General features: G+C 62.7%; 13 protein-coding genes. 9 read left to right on the top strand and 4 right to left on the bottom strand.

Annotation, left to right across the window (positions count from 1 at the left end; genetic code table 11):
* Window positions 1-115 precede the first annotated feature (115 nt).
* Window positions 116-1,384, bottom strand: a complete 1,269-nt coding sequence (locus tag ACIPVK_RS12185; RefSeq protein WP_407612248.1) for an MFS transporter — start codon at window positions 1,382-1,384, stop codon at window positions 116-118.
* A 285-nt stretch (window positions 1,385-1,669) separates the two neighbouring features.
* On the opposite strand from ACIPVK_RS12185, the gene ACIPVK_RS12190 reads away from it, so the two are divergent.
* The 3 genes from ACIPVK_RS12190 (at window position 1,670) to ACIPVK_RS12200 (ending at window position 3,648) form a co-directional block, all read left to right on the top strand.
* Complete coding sequence (locus tag ACIPVK_RS12190; protein ID WP_407612249.1) at window positions 1,670-2,266, top strand: RNA polymerase sigma factor; 597 nt, start codon at window positions 1,670-1,672, stop codon at window positions 2,264-2,266.
* Window positions 2,263-2,892 (top strand): hypothetical protein, encoded by a 630-nt coding sequence (locus tag ACIPVK_RS12195; RefSeq protein ID WP_407612250.1) that lies wholly within the window; start codon window positions 2,263-2,265, stop codon window positions 2,890-2,892. Before ACIPVK_RS12190 ends, ACIPVK_RS12195 begins: the two co-directional genes overlap by 4 nt.
* Before the next feature lie 249 nt (window positions 2,893-3,141).
* Window positions 3,142-3,648: a hypothetical protein gene (locus ACIPVK_RS12200; RefSeq protein WP_407612251.1), complete on the top strand. Its 507-nt coding sequence runs from the start codon at window positions 3,142-3,144 to the stop codon at window positions 3,646-3,648.
* Between the two features lie 173 nt (window positions 3,649-3,821).
* Here the strand turns inward: ACIPVK_RS12200 and ACIPVK_RS12205 are convergent, their stop codons facing one another.
* Window positions 3,822-4,124: a hypothetical protein gene (locus ACIPVK_RS12205; protein ID WP_407612252.1), complete on the bottom strand. Its 303-nt coding sequence runs from the start codon at window positions 4,122-4,124 to the stop codon at window positions 3,822-3,824.
* Between the two features lie 1,512 nt (window positions 4,125-5,636).
* Here ACIPVK_RS12205 and zapE point away from each other — a divergent pair.
* The 6 genes from zapE (at window position 5,637) to ACIPVK_RS12235 (ending at window position 10,725) form a co-directional block, all read left to right on the top strand.
* Window positions 5,637-6,845, top strand: a complete 1,209-nt coding sequence (zapE, locus tag ACIPVK_RS12210; RefSeq protein ID WP_407612253.1) for a cell division protein ZapE — start codon at window positions 5,637-5,639, stop codon at window positions 6,843-6,845.
* Window positions 6,842-7,507 carry a peptide deformylase gene (locus ACIPVK_RS12215; protein ID WP_407612254.1) on the top strand — a complete coding sequence of 222 codons (666 nt, stop codon included), beginning with the start codon at window positions 6,842-6,844 and terminating at the stop codon, window positions 7,505-7,507. The genes zapE and ACIPVK_RS12215 overlap by 4 nt, the downstream gene beginning before the upstream one ends.
* A 198-nt stretch (window positions 7,508-7,705) precedes the next feature.
* Entirely contained in the window at window positions 7,706-8,566 is an 861-nt protein-coding gene (locus ACIPVK_RS12220) for a methyltransferase domain-containing protein (protein ID WP_407612255.1), read from the top strand.
* 159 nt (window positions 8,567-8,725) lie between these two features.
* Window positions 8,726-9,193 carry an NfeD family protein gene (locus ACIPVK_RS12225; RefSeq protein ID WP_407612256.1) on the top strand — a complete coding sequence of 156 codons (468 nt, stop codon included), beginning with the start codon at window positions 8,726-8,728 and terminating at the stop codon, window positions 9,191-9,193.
* Between the two features lie 59 nt (window positions 9,194-9,252).
* A complete protein-coding gene (locus ACIPVK_RS12230) occupies window positions 9,253-10,185 on the top strand; it encodes an SPFH domain-containing protein (protein WP_407612257.1) in 933 nt (310 codons plus the stop codon).
* A gap of 180 nt (window positions 10,186-10,365) precedes the next feature.
* Entirely contained in the window at window positions 10,366-10,725 is a 360-nt protein-coding gene (locus ACIPVK_RS12235; protein WP_407612258.1) for an RNA polymerase-binding protein RbpA, read from the top strand.
* A 92-nt stretch (window positions 10,726-10,817) separates the two neighbouring features.
* Here ACIPVK_RS12235 and ACIPVK_RS12240 read toward each other — a convergent pair whose 3' ends face one another.
* Window positions 10,818-11,546, bottom strand: a complete 729-nt coding sequence (locus ACIPVK_RS12240; RefSeq protein ID WP_407612259.1) for a polyprenol monophosphomannose synthase — start codon at window positions 11,544-11,546, stop codon at window positions 10,818-10,820.
* Window positions 11,547-12,077: 531 nt separating this feature from the next.
* On the bottom strand, window positions 12,078-13,697 hold the full coding sequence (locus ACIPVK_RS12245; protein ID WP_407612260.1) for an amidohydrolase: 1,620 nt from the start codon (window positions 13,695-13,697) through the stop codon (window positions 12,078-12,080).
* Between the last annotated feature and the right edge of the window lie 49 nt (window positions 13,698-13,746).

The following is a 13,746-nucleotide window of genomic DNA, read 5'->3' on the forward strand; positions in this document are numbered from 1 at the left end:
ACGTCCGTAGGGGGAACGCTCTCCGGGACAGAATTTCGAATCTTCATCGGTGACGGCGAAACGGGGTTTTCAGTGCGCCAGCCCCCGTGCCTTCCGCGGATAACGAGGCTCGTGGTTAGTTGGAAATTGTCGTGGACGGATCGGCTTGATCTTCCGGGGCGGGCGCTTCCTTTGTAGCGGGGTGTATTCCCCGGAGTCGGAATACACGCAGGGCAACTAGGGCGATCAGCACACCAGCCAGCGCACAGACGCCGGCAGTGACAACCATGCTTTGAGCACCACTCGGTGTTCGTGGGGTGCCAACAATGTAGCCGATGGCCACAGAGGTGCTGGTGAGCATCCGGTAATAGGCCCAGGCACTTCCGATATGGGCCTTGGGGATCTGCTGGAAGATCAGGTTTCGGACCCCGACGTTGTGCGTTCCGTTGCCCAGGCCGCCGATGACGAAGGCCCCACCGATGATGATGGCGATCGGGACCAGGCCCTCGGTCAATATCGCCAGTGCCATGCATAGCCCGCCGCCCACGATGAGCAACATGGTGCGAGGTGCCAGGCGCTTGGTACCGGCAAGGTAGGCGCCGATGATCGACCCGACGGCCCAGCAGGACAGGACCAAGCCGTAGAGTGTGTCGGTTCCGGAGATTTGCCTCAGCCAGAACACTCCTGCGACGGCTTCGATGGAGGTGCTGATCATGATGAGGATCAGCAGCGGCATCGTGGCCGCGACAACAGGGGAGGAGCGGATGGCCGCCCAGCCGTCGCGCACACCGCCGAAAAGGTTCCAGGAGTCGGCTGCGGTGGATTCCGGGCGTTCGACGCGCAGCACCAGGAACACAGCCGTGGCGGCGAGGATCGCGGTGGTTCCGGCATTGACGCCCAGCATCAGCGATGCGCCGACAATGTCGAACAGCCAGGCAGAAAGGGCGGGCCCAACCATATAGGCCAGGGATGAGCCGATGGCCATCAGGGAGTTTGCCCGTTCGATGCGGATAGGACCGGTCAGCCTGGGCAGCAAGGCGAACGCGGCGCTGCTGGAGAGGATGTTGATGACATTGGAGGCGGCCAGCAGTGCGAGACGGGACCAGAAGTCATCCTGCAACGCAGCGATGCAGATGCAGAGGCTTTGGAGCGCCAGGCAGACGACCCAGATCTTGCGGGGATCGTAGCGATCGACGATCGCCCCTCCAAAGGGAGCCAGGACCATCGCCGGGATGGCCAGGGAGAGGGAGAACCACGTGACCATCCAGGGTTGGCCTTGGTCGACGGCGGTGAGCACCATGGACATGGAGGCGGCTTCGTCCCCGACGATGGCCAGTGAGGAGATGACAACCAGGGCGATGAGTGGCACGGTCGACGTGCGCCGAATCGTTGGGGTGCTCTTCATGTGGTGGCTGCGCTCACTCTGTTTGGTTGCGGATCTGTGGTCACAGGGAACTTGTGTGCAAAGCTGTCAGTCTAGCGCGGCATCATAAATAATTCTGGATCTGCTTGAGTTCTTTAGAAGACAAGAATTTGTTGTTGACTGGGCCTTGTCGGGCCCGTGAGTCAGCGGCGATGTGGTTTCCCACAGAAGGAACCTTCTGCGGGACACCGGAGGGCATGGCTGGGAGGCCACGGGGAAGGGCGATCCCACCGCGAACTTATTTCGCGGTGGTGGACACTACTAGATATGAACCAGTTATCAGGCAACGATCAGGACCTTTGGGACCGATGCGCGGCAGGCAACGCCAACGCGTTCGGGACATTGTTCGATCGCCACGCCGATGCGCTGTTCAGGTTCTGCCTGAGCGCCTGCGGGTCCTGGCATGATGCCGAGGAGCTGGTCTCCATCTCTTACATGGAAGCGTGGCGCAAACGGGGAACGATCCGGCTGGAGCGTGACTCTCTGCTGCCGTGGCTGATCGGGGTCGCTGCCAAGTCAAACATCAATCGTGCACGTACGGCAAAACGCTATCGGGCATTGATCGAAAAGCTTCCCTATGACGAGGAAACCACGGCATTCGAACCCCACGTTGCCGAGATGCTGGACGCACAAGTCCTTGCAGGCAAGCTTCTCGACGGTGCGGGACTGAGTGCGGTCGAACGGGCGGTGGCAGTGCTATGCCTGATGTTCGATTTCACGTACAGCGATGCGGCCCGTGCCCTTGGCACACCCGTGGGGACCATTCGCTCGCGGCTCAATCGCGCGCGAAAGAAACTTAGAGCTGTTTCCGAGCCGAGAACCGAGCCTTCGCTGAAACTCTCTCCAGAAACGAGTCGGTCATGAATCCCGAAGAACCACGCTTCTCAGCGGCGCGTCGCACCCAAGTGCGCTCGGCGTTGGTCAATGAAATTTCTCAAGCACAAGGCAAGCCCCGGCGTCACCGGAAACCCCTGGTCCTGGCCACCGCCGGCGCCTTGGTGTTCGCGGCAACCGGATCGGCGTACTACATCGCCACCAAGCCCGTTGAAGACAAACGCGAAATCCGCTGCTACTACAACGCGGACCTCAAGGCTTCACAGTTCGTGATCAGCGAGGACGAGGGCGATCCCGGCTATCAACTGGGCCCCTTCATGGGAACAGGAGTTGAACCAAAGCCCGGCGAATCCGACCAGGTCGAAGGCGGGGTCGCGCTGTGTTCCACGTACTGGAACCTGGGCATGATGAACCCCGAGGGCATCACGGATCACTTGGTTCCGGATGACTATCCCCAGCCGCCTCCCGGCAAGAACAGCGGCAAGATCCATCTCGATGAATACGGCCAGATCTACTCGCCCCCAGAGGAAAGCGGGCTTGGCCCTGGACACTACGTACCGGAACTGACTTCCTGCGTCGTGGAGAACACGGTGGCGGTGATCCCGGGTGACAAGAACGTCTGTGCCAGGCTCCAGATCCCTTCCCTCGGAAACTAGGAACCGGGGCACGCATCGGCCAATTGGGACGGAATGGGATTCGTGTCTCGGGCGAGGAAGGAGACCATAGACCGGAAGAGGAACCCTCTGCGGGATGGTTTGAGCCATGCAGATTCCATATTCGTTCTGTGCCGGTGCACTGGGTCCGCAAGGTGCGAGCGTGTCGTTCCTGTGCTGCGCGTCGCTCAGTAATGACGCGCCCGCCGAAGCCGAGGCGGGAATCACGGAACCAAGGCCTAGGCTTTGCTCATGGCACCAGTCCCTGCTCAAAAATTGTCCACGTTGTTCATTCCCATGCTTGGAGTGGCCTTGCTGGCCGGAGCACTCATGGGTGCCCTCGGCGGCGGGCTTTTGGTGTTGCCGGAAATCCTCGACAGTTCCGGCGATTCTGACGGATTTAGCGCATGGGGAGGCCCCGTGGGCTATGCCCTGATACCCATCCTTTATGGCACGGTGTTTGGAACGTTCATAGCTCTTATCCCCGGCACAGGCTCATTCATCAGCTTGGCCATTCAAGGTATGCGGCATCCGACCTCATCGGGGAACCGCCAGGCAGTGGCCGCTGGAGTAGGTGCAGCCGTCGCAGGATTCATACCGGCCATTGCCCTTGTCTGGGGCGTTGAAGAAGTGCCGAAAGGAAGCGTGGTGACCGGCGGGATCTTTATCGTTGTTTGCTTCGTCATCGCGTTCCTGGCCCTCACGGTAATACTGCGCTTCATCGACAAGCGGGATGCAGTGCTCAGAACGGTTTACTAGGGGTCGCCGCAGAAAACGAGAAAATCGTAAGCTAAGGCTTTGCTGAGGCACATGCTTAACGGCGCGCAGCTTGTTGTTGGAAGATGTGACAACAGCCGTCCGCAGGGGGAACGGTATGCGGGCATGGCGCGATCTTTCAGTGGTGGGTCCATTCGTCGCACCGGTCTTCGCGGTCATGGGACGAGCGATGAACTTGGCGGCAACGGCATGTCCCCACCGGTTGGCTCCTGCCCGTGTAGCCGACACATTCCGGTTCCGCTTTCATGGCGGTATTCAACCCAGATCACTGCCTGACGGCCGTCCCTGTTGGCTTCGGCCCAGGCCAAGACGTCGTCCACGCACGCTGCATTCTCGAGCCGATGCTCGCTGCTGTCGCCGTTCTCATTCCAGAAATCCACGCGGTACACCGGAGTGAGATCTTCTTCGCTGACATAGCGCGGATCAACGAGAGACACCTTTATGCTTTCTACACCCATGGTGACAATCTATCCCGCTCGCGGCGAATCAGGCAGGAATTCTCGAACCGTCCCGTAAGACGGTCCGCATACGGACTAATCTAAGGTTGACATGGACCTTTGCAATCACTGAATTTTGAGTGTCCCATATACCCTGCCCGAGATAAAGCCCGGTGAACGTGCCCTATACGGGGCACACTTTGAATCCGCGCGATGCATGTCACTGGGGGTCACGTTCACCTGAGCTTAGGCGGAAGAATTGTGTCGGAATCGGGGTCTCCGGATGACCAGCTCGATTCCATCTAGTTATGCAGTGGGTCGGCGATCCCTGAGGTTTCCAGTCGTCGGAGATTCCGCGGCTGACCCGCGTAAGGGGGACTTCGAGAAGCAGATTAAGCGATAGACCTCCAATAGGGCGACGCGATGGCGCCGGTGAGCATGACCATGGACGGGTGATCGCCTCGGCCGCGAGTACTTGGTTGCTTGCCTGCGGGGGAGGGCTGCTGTCTGTCCGTCATAGGATTCTGCGGCCGAGCTGAAATACAGGCATTGCTCGTAACACCTCCGGTTGATGATGTTGGCTGATTCGAAGGCTTTGCGGATCTGCGAGGGACTGTGCCGGCAGATGACGGGTTCGTGGGCAGTGTAGACCTCCTCAAGCGTTCCGGCGCCTCGGGCCAGCGTGCAGTGGCACGAGGCTGGCGCATGGATTTTGCGAATTAGGCACCAACGATTTTTACCAAATGTGGGGGAGTAGCTCCGGGAGTTTGATCATGAACGGTTCGGATGAAGTCCCCGCAACATTGAAATCAAAATCCAGTGAAAGTAGACGGCCTCGTTCTAACCACGGTTCAAAGCCAACGTGCCGCTGGGTCGAGGCGCACCACCAAAGACCCGCAAAATTTCGGTGTCCCTTGTAGCCTGCAGCATGACGACTTCGCGGTGAGTGTTCGAAGTCAGTCATCCCATAAGGCATCAAGGTCAACTGGTCGCGACAGGCGAACTGTGCTCGCTGAATTTGAGGGAACGAGAAGGCAATTAGGCCCGGCCTGAGTGTCGGGCCCCTACAACGTGCGTCCCCTGGCGCCCTTCGTAGGGAACAAGTACCCGGATGCCTCAGGTGAAGTGAAACAAGACGACATCTACCTCAACCGTGGGCGGAGAGGGGCTCCCGAAACCTAAGTTGACATAATGTAGATTATCGGCGAAATAGCCATAGTCGGGGAAGTGGCGAATTCCCGAGGTTTCGTGCCCATGTGCTGATGTCCAATTAGTGCGCTCTTTTGCACCGTTTTGCCCCCGTCGCCACCCGTGCCGACCGGCCGCCGGGCCGTGGCAGCGCGCGGGTGCGAGCCGCACGACCCGCACCCGACGGCGAATCGTGAAAACTGCCGAAGTAACCTTGGGATAATCGCGCACTAGCTCCGAATAGCCAATCTCCCGCCTGCGACGGCTCCGGATAATAAACACTTGACATAACTACCTGGTGGCATGTTTTGGCACTTGCATAGTTATTCAGGGAAACTCGATGGTATGCCATACCCAAAGTCGCCCATCCGGGGTTTGAACCTGAGCGGCGCAGCCCGGCACGACCGCCACGCCATGCAGCAAGCCGTCGCGGCACGTGCCAAAACGGAACACCTGGAAATCGATGCCATGCAGCTCGAATCCATCGATTTGCTGACCGGAAATGCCGCTGCGCACCTGGCTCCCCGGCACCGCTCCCCCGGGAAAAAACACGTCTACCTGTGGGGACCCCCGGGACGAGGCAAGACCTGGATTCTGGGGGCCTTCTTCGACGCGCTCCCGACCGAGCGCAAGCTGCGTGTCCATTTTCACGACTTCTTTCGCGACCTGCACGCCACGGCCCACAAGGCCACGACCCTTGCCCTTGCGCAAATCGACGAACCCGATTCCCGTGGGGACGCCCAGGGCCGGGCCGACCGCGTGGAAGCCCGCACCAGTGCCATCGAGCAGTCGATCGAGACAATGCTCGGCGACGTGGAGGTGCTGTGCTTCGACGAATTCCACTGCAACGATCCCGGGGACGCCATGCTGCTGGCGCGCACCGTCAAATACGTCATCGACCGTGACATCCTGCTGGTCACCACGTCGAACTACCCGCCCGAGGAACTCTTGTCGGACGAGTACTACCACCACTTGGTCCTGCCGACTATCGCCACCATCCGCGAGCACATGACCGTGCACGAGCTCGACGCACACCGTGACTACCGGAGCATCGAACGCGAGGCGGGGCAACGTTCGGGCTTTAGCAGCGGAACGCTGCTTTCCTCACCGGATCCCGGCGAGCTGCAGCGCCTGGGGCTGACCGCACCTCACGCCGCCGATGCAGTGCGGCTGACCCCGACCAGCCACGAGATCCAGGCCCTGCGCATCTCTGGGCGGCAGATCTGGTTCGGCTTCGCGGACCTCTGTGAAGCCCTGACCTCAACCCTGGACTACCTGGCGCTGGCGCGCGAGCACGACCACTGGATCATTTCCGGCGTACCGGGATCCGGCCGGATGACGCCCTTCGGACTGCGCCGCCTGGCCAACGTCATCGACGTCCTCTACGACCACCAGGTCCGACTCGATTTGTTCGTCGAGGACGGCTTCACCGATTCCTTCGACCACCTGCCCGAACTCGAGGCCGCGCGGCTGCGCAGCAGGATCAATGCCCTGGACTCCGGCACCGCACCGACAGCGGCAAGAACCACGTCCCTGGAAGGCATGCACGCATGACACTGCACGACGAATCGACGACTCCCCCAGCCTGGTCCCCCGAATCGATCCGGGCGGAAGTCGAGAGGATCGTCCAGCTGCACGAGTCCGGCGAAATCCCGCCCATCGTCCAGCTGGGGCACCCGGTGCTGCGGATGCCCGCGGCCGACTTCGCGGACCAGTTGGACCCCGCATTGCTGCGCGCCTTCCTGCAGACCATGCGAGAGGTGATGATCGATGCCCCGGGCGTCGGCCTCGCGGCCCCGCAGCTGGGCGTTCCCCTGCGCATCGCCGTGCTGCAGGACCTCTACGAATCCGTCCCGGAAGTCGCCGCCGTGCGCGAACGCGAACCGCTGGATTACCTGGAAATCATCAACCCGCGTTACCAGCCGATCGGCAACCGCATCGCCGGCTTCTACGAGGGCTGTCTGTCGTTCAACGGCTACCAGGGCGTGGTGGAGCGTCCCGCGGACATCGCCACCACGTTCCGGGATGTCGATGGATCCGCCGTCAAACGGAACTTCTCCGGGTGGCAGGCCCGGATCTTCCAGCACGAGACCGACCACCTCGACGGCACCGTCTACATCGACAAGGCCCTGACACGGTCCTTGTGCGCCAACCACGAGTACCCGCGCTGGGCCAATCCGGGCATCACCGAGGCCCGGGCGGGGCTCGGGTTCTAGATCGGGCGCGGCGCCGCCCACCTTGGGGCGCCACTCCCCTCGGCCGAGGCACAAACGCCGGCTCCCGCCGACCCGGCCGGGATGGCGGGACCCGGGCCCAGACGCCGATACAGTGGTTAGCAAGCCACGGCGCACCGCCAATCACCGAGGCGTTCGAGGCGGGACGCCACCACGGCAACGACACCATTGGAGCAGCACATGAATCCGGACGACGGCCTTCGCTGTCCCGTATGCCGGTTGGCATTGCGCCTGCAGACGCAGCAGGCCAGGCCCGCCCGGCTTGGATGCGAGGCAGGCCACGGATTTGACGCCGCGAAGCAGGGCTATTTCAACCTGCTCGCGGGCAAGGGAACGAACTTCAAGGAAGACGGGGCGCAGATGGTTGCGGCCAGGGCATCGTTCCTGGACGCCGGGCACTACGAATCACTCGCCGAGGCCCTGGGGCGCCGGGTGCGCACCGCCCTGCGCGGGCTCGAGGACCCGCGGATCCTCGATGCCGGCGCCGGGACCGGCTACTACCTCCGGCAGGTGCTGGAGGCCCTGCCCGAGGTCTCCGCTGCCAGTGCCGTCGCAGTCGACATCTCCCGGTATGCGATGCGACGCGCGGCAAAGGTCCCCCACACCCTCGCGCTGGTGTGGGACCTGTGGCGCGAGCTTCCCCTGGAGGACGAGTCCTTCGACGCGCTGCTGAACATCTTCTCCCCGCACAACGGTGCGGAGTTTGCCCGGGTGCTGCGCCCGGGCGGAACGGCGCTGGTGGTCACCCCGCTGCCCGGACACCTGGCCGAGGGCGCCGAGTTGCTGGGCCTGCTGGGCATTGCCGCGGACAAGGCGGCCGGGGTCGTGGCCTCCATGGGAGACGGCTTCGCGCTCAGCGCCACCGAGGAGGTCCGGATTCCGCTGGTGCTTGGGCAGGAAGCCGCCTTCGAGCTGGCGATGATGGGCCCGGCGGGGCATCACCTGGACCCCGGGGCGCTGCGCGACCGGCTCGCCGAAGCGGGAGGCACCACGCTCATCACCGCTGCGTTCCGTATCCAGGAATTCCGCAGGATCCCGTAGCCGGCGCAAACACCGCCGCCGGGCGGGCGGGTATCTCAATGATGAGGTCCAACGATTGAACATCCTCCCTTGTGCTGATTCGTTTTACACTCCCGATCAGGGAGGATGGAAGACACAAGGTTGGTGTGTATCCAACGCATCCGGACTTGAGGGGTAAAAATGTACGACTGGCTCATTGCCAACGCTTGGGTGGTCTGGTTGGCGCTCTTTCTCTTGCTGGCCATCATCGAGATGATCTCCCTCGACCTGTACTTCATCATGCTGGGCGTAGGGGCCCTGGGTGGTGTGGCGGTGGCGCTGACGGGCGGAGAATTCTGGCTCCAGGTCGTGGTCTTCTCCGTTGTATCGCTGCTCATGATCATGTTGGTCCGCCCCATAGCCCTGCGGCATCTGCGCAAGGATCCAGAGGCATTGCGGACCAACGTCGATCGGCTCATCGGCGAGGACGCCCTGGTCCTGGAGCCCACCTCCAGGATGAACGGGCGGGCCAAGATCGGCGGGGAAACCTGGTCGGCCCGCACTGATGACGAGGTGGCGCTGCAGCCGGGGACCTACGGGTCGGTGGTTCGCATCGAGGGTGCCACCGCCTACATCACGCTGCGCACCTCCATGCCCGGGCTGGACTAAGTACTTCACGACAAGTTTTCGGCACCTGAAAGACGGCGCCCCAACGAAAGAGAGAAGAGATGCAATCTTCGGGTCTTGGCCTAACGGTCGTCCTGGTAGTACTGGCAATCTTCGTGATCATCGTGCTGTTGCGCTCCGTGCGCATCGTGCCGCAGGCGCGAGCCGGGATCGTGGAGCGACTGGGCAAGTACCACCGCACCTTGCTTCCGGGGTTGACGATCCTGATTCCGTTCGTCGATCGCCTGCTTCCGATGCTGGATCTTCGTGAACAGGTTGTGAGCTTCCCGCCGCAGCCCGTGATCACAGAGGACAACCTGGTGGTCTCCATTGACACCGTGGTGTACTTCCAGATCACCGAGCCGCGCGCGGCCACCTATGAAATCGCCAACTACATCCAGGCCGTGGAACAGCTGACCACCACCACCCTGCGTAACGTGGTCGGCGGGCTGAACCTCGAGGAGGCGCTCACCAGCCGCGACCAGATCAACGGCCAGCTGCGCGGGGTCCTCGATGAGGCCACCGGCAAGTGGGGCATCCGCGTCTCGCGCGTGGAGCTCAAGGCCATTGATCCGCCCCTGTCGATCCAGGACTCCATGGAGAAGCAGATGCGCGCCGAGCGTGACCGCCGCGCCGCGATCCTCACGGCCGAAGGCACCAAGCAGTCCGCCATCCTGACCGCCGAGGGCCAGCGCCAGGCATCCATCCTCAAGGCCGAGGGCGATGCCAAGGCATCGATCCTGCGGGCCGACGGCGAGGCGCAGGCCATCCAGAAGGTCTTCGACGCAATCCACGCCGGCAAGCCGGACCAGAAGCTGCTGGCCTACCAGTACCTTCAGACTCTGCCGAAAATCGCCGAAGGGTCCTCCAACAAGCTGTGGATCATCCCCAGCGAGGTTGGCGAGGCGCTGAAGGGCATCGGCGGGGCGCTGGGCAACTTCACCGAAGGCACGGGCGACGACAAGCCCGAAGGAACGAGCAACACCCTGATGTAACGTCCGATTTGGGCCGGAAATGATCGGGCGGGCGACCTCACAACCGAGGTCGCCCGCCCGAAGCCGCGCCGGGGCCGTATAATGGAAACTTCGAGACTTGCGCCCCGCGGGAATTATAAGCTGGACCGGGACGTTTAAATCGGTAGCCGAACCCGTATGTAATCGCAGTAGGGAGACAATATGAGCGATCGCAGCCTGCGAGGAATGCGCCTTGGCGCACAGAGCATGGAAACTGAGGCTGGCGTCGAGCCAGCAGCGCGCCAGCGCGTTGAATACCGTTGCGAAGACGGCGAGCAGGTGTTCGTGATTTTTGCCTCTGAGGCAGACATCCCCGCAACCTGGACTTCGAAGACCGGCAAGCTTGCCAAGCTGGTCAATGGCGAGGCAGAGCCGGAGGAATCCAACGAGAAGCCGGTGCGTACCCACTGGGACATGCTCCTCGAGCGCCGCTCCGTTGATGAGCTGGAGACGATCCTGCAGGATCGCCTGGACAAGTTGCGCGCCACCCGTGGTGCAGCCCAGGCCGCACTCAAGGGATAGCAACCCCCTGGATTCACAAATGGCGAGGGCCCGAATGGAATATCCATTCGGGCCCTCGCCATTTCCGGATGCTTTTCAGGGCATCGCGGATACTACTTGCGGCCGGTGAGCTTCTTCCAACGTGCGCTCAGTCCCCACTTGGTCACGTTCATCATGGCCTCGATGACAATGTTTCCGCTCATCTTCGAAACGCCGAGTTCACGTTCCACGAAGGTGATCGGAACCTCGACGATCTTCTTGCCCAGCTGGGCCACGCGGAAGGTCATGTCAACCTGGAAGCCGTAGCCCACGGACTCGATGGCGTTGAAATCCAGGGCTTCGAGGGTTTCTCGACGGAAGGCACGGTAGCCGGCGGTAATGTCGCGCAGATTCACCCCGAGCATGGTGCGCGAGTAGAAGCTGCCCACGCGCGAAATCATCTTCCGGTGCAGCGGCCAGTTAACGACCGAGCCGCCCTTAACCCAGCGGGAACCGATGACCAGGTCCGCGCCCTTGGGGATCTCTGCCAGCAGCAGCGGAAGCTGTTCGGGCTTGTGGGAGCCGTCGGCGTCCATTTCCACGAGCACGTCGTAGCCGGCGTCCAATGCCCAGCGGAAACCCGCCAGGTAGGCGGCACCCAGGCCCGCCTTGCCGGTGCGGTGCATGACGTGGATGGCCTTGTCGTCGGCGGCCATCTGTTCGGCGAGGTCGCCGGTGCCGTCGGGGGAATTGTCGTCAACAATCAAGACATCCGAATCGGGCACTGCGGCACGCAAACGGCCCACGGTGATGGGAAGCGATTCAAGCTCGTTGTAAGTCGGAATGATCGTGACTACGCGCACGCGGCAGTCCCTTTCTGCTGATGGAAAGATCCACGGAAGAGGGCCGCAAGGGGCCGAGTACCAACGTGCCGCTAGGCGGGAACCCGCTGCGACTGGTTTCGGGGATCAGGTGGGGGTCAGTGCTCAATTATATGCAACAGACCTCGTGAAACCCGGACCCTCGCCGTGTGATGCGCAAGACGATTCGGCTTCGGCCGTGGGCACAGATCGACCCCGCGGGCTTCGGTCCGTCCCGCCCCGCCGACAAGCGGCGGGACAGGTGTTATCTAGTGCCTACGGGGTCGATTTGTTCATGCACACCGGAATGCCGGCAAGCCGGATCGAAGGATCAGACATTGGTAACAGCCTACCGTCCAGTTTTTAACTGTCAACCGTTTCCGGACCACTGACTTCATGAATCCACTCAAGTCAACTGATAAATCGCGGGTTGGCGCCGATTGCCGGAAAATAATCAAATCAACTTGCAATACTTCATTTCAGGCCTTGCAAAAAGCACGATCGTCTGAACGCCAGCGAGCGGAAAAGATGATTCTAGGAAACGCCGAGCGCATCGAAGAGTACGTGCCCGGAACGCACGGTTCGCAGGCAATTGGGCAATGCGTCTTCCAGCACCGGGAGCATGGGCGTACCGGCTCGGGCGTCGGTGCTCCAGGAAGACACACGAAGATCCGGGGTCTGCACCGACAGCTCCGCGGCATCCCAAATCGCGAACGTGGCTTCGGCTCCGGTGACCAGCTGGCCCGCCATCGGGTTCGGTGCGCCAAGCGCCCGGAAGCCCGAACGGGTGTGGGCCATGAATGCGGCCCTGGCCGAAACACGTGCCTGCGGATCGCTGAGCTCCAGGCAGGCCTTGACAGTGCTCCACGGGCTCACCGAGGTGACTGGCGCATCGGAACCAACGACGACGGGAACCCCCGCGGCCAGGAACTGTCCGACCCCGTTCATGGCCGCCGCGCGGGAGCCGCCCAGCCGCTGTTCGTAGAGACCGCCCTCGCCACCCCAGGCGGCATCGAAGCTCGGTTGCATCGACGCGGTCAATGCGAAGGCCAGCATCTGGGCCCGCGCGGCCTCGTCGACCATTTCCACGTGTTCCAGGCGGTGCCGCCCCGCCTGGACCTTTGCCAGGCCCACGGATTCGGCGGCCCTGGCAAAGCCCTCAAGAGCCAGGTCCAGCCCGGCGTCCCCGATGACATGGAAGGAAGCCTGGATGCCGGCCAGCGAACAGGCAGCGACGTGGGCGCTGATCTGCTCCACGTCCAGGTATGCAGTGCCCCGCTCCCCCGCGGCGTCGGCGTAGTCGGCACGCAGCAAGGCGGTGCGGGAACCGATCGACCCGTCGATGTTCAAGTCCCCGCCCAGGCCGACCACGGATGAAGAATTGAAGGAGGCCATGAGGGCGCGGGCCTCGTCCTCCGTGCCCACGGCCTGGCCCCAGTAGGCGAAGACCTCGGGGGTGGAGGCCTTCTCTTCGTCCGTGCGGGCCAGCAGCGCCTCCAGGTCGGCGCGTCCGGAGATGTGCTCGGCGGCCATCTCCACCACGGTGCCGTGGCCGGTGGCGGCCAGGTGCTGCAGGGCGAGCTCGCGGTTTTCGGTGTTCACGGCAACGTCGTTGGCGAGGACGGCGGACCTGACGCGCGCATGAGCGGTCCCGCGGACGAGGCCATCGGCGTATTCCGGACCCTCCACGATGCCGACCCGCTGGGCGAGCTTGGGGCTGATGAGGGCCGAGTGGACATCGACGCGCGCCAGGTAGACCTCGCGGTCCGGGGCGGCCTGTTGCAGCTGTTCGCCGGTGGGCAGCATGCCGGCGCCAAAGGCGGACTCGTCCCACCCGGCACCGAGGATTGCCCCGGAGGTGCTTGATGCGGCCGCCGCGAGTGCCTCGAGCACGTCCGCGGAGCTGCGCGCCGCACCCAGGTCCAGGCCCTTGAGCCTGGCACCCAGCGAGGAAAGGTGGACGTGCGAGTCCACGAATGCGGGGGTGATGAGCGCGCCCTGCAGATCGATCTCGGTCATCCGTGCGTCAAGCAAGGCGCCCGCCGCGGCCTCGGTGCCGATCCAGGCCACCGTCCCGTCTTCGACGAGCATTGCGGTGGCAAAGGGGTCCGCCGGGGAATACACGGAGCCATTGCGGTACATCTCAAGAGACATTGTTTACCTTTACTTTTTCTCAAGCACGCCCGATGTGTCGGCGTGCCTC

The organism is Paeniglutamicibacter sp. MACA_103, from assembly GCF_045798555.1.
GTDB lineage: Bacteria > Actinomycetota > Actinomycetes > Actinomycetales > Micrococcaceae > Paeniglutamicibacter.

Coding starts and splice junctions, on each gene's coding strand:
- ACIPVK_RS12200 (WP_407612251.1), top strand. CDS start 3,142: ATGGCACCAGTCCCTGCTCAAAAATTGTCCACGTTGTTCATTCCCATG.
- zapE (WP_407612253.1), top strand. CDS start 5,637: ATGCCATACCCAAAGTCGCCCATCCGGGGTTTGAACCTGAGCGGCGCA.
- ACIPVK_RS12225 (WP_407612256.1), top strand. CDS start 8,726: ATGTACGACTGGCTCATTGCCAACGCTTGGGTGGTCTGGTTGGCGCTC.
- ACIPVK_RS12220 (WP_407612255.1), top strand. CDS start 7,706: ATGAATCCGGACGACGGCCTTCGCTGTCCCGTATGCCGGTTGGCATTG.
- ACIPVK_RS12185 (WP_407612248.1), bottom strand. CDS start 1,384: ATGAAGAGCACCCCAACGATTCGGCGCACGTCGACCGTGCCACTCATC.
- ACIPVK_RS12245 (WP_407612260.1), bottom strand. CDS start 13,697: ATGTCTCTTGAGATGTACCGCAATGGCTCCGTGTATTCCCCGGCGGAC.
- ACIPVK_RS12195 (WP_407612250.1), top strand. CDS start 2,263: ATGAATCCCGAAGAACCACGCTTCTCAGCGGCGCGTCGCACCCAAGTG.
- ACIPVK_RS12230 (WP_407612257.1), top strand. CDS start 9,253: ATGCAATCTTCGGGTCTTGGCCTAACGGTCGTCCTGGTAGTACTGGCA.
- ACIPVK_RS12190 (WP_407612249.1), top strand. CDS start 1,670: ATGAACCAGTTATCAGGCAACGATCAGGACCTTTGGGACCGATGCGCG.
- ACIPVK_RS12205 (WP_407612252.1), bottom strand. CDS start 4,124: ATGGGTGTAGAAAGCATAAAGGTGTCTCTCGTTGATCCGCGCTATGTC.
- ACIPVK_RS12235 (WP_407612258.1), top strand. CDS start 10,366: ATGAGCGATCGCAGCCTGCGAGGAATGCGCCTTGGCGCACAGAGCATG.
- ACIPVK_RS12215 (WP_407612254.1), top strand. CDS start 6,842: ATGACACTGCACGACGAATCGACGACTCCCCCAGCCTGGTCCCCCGAA.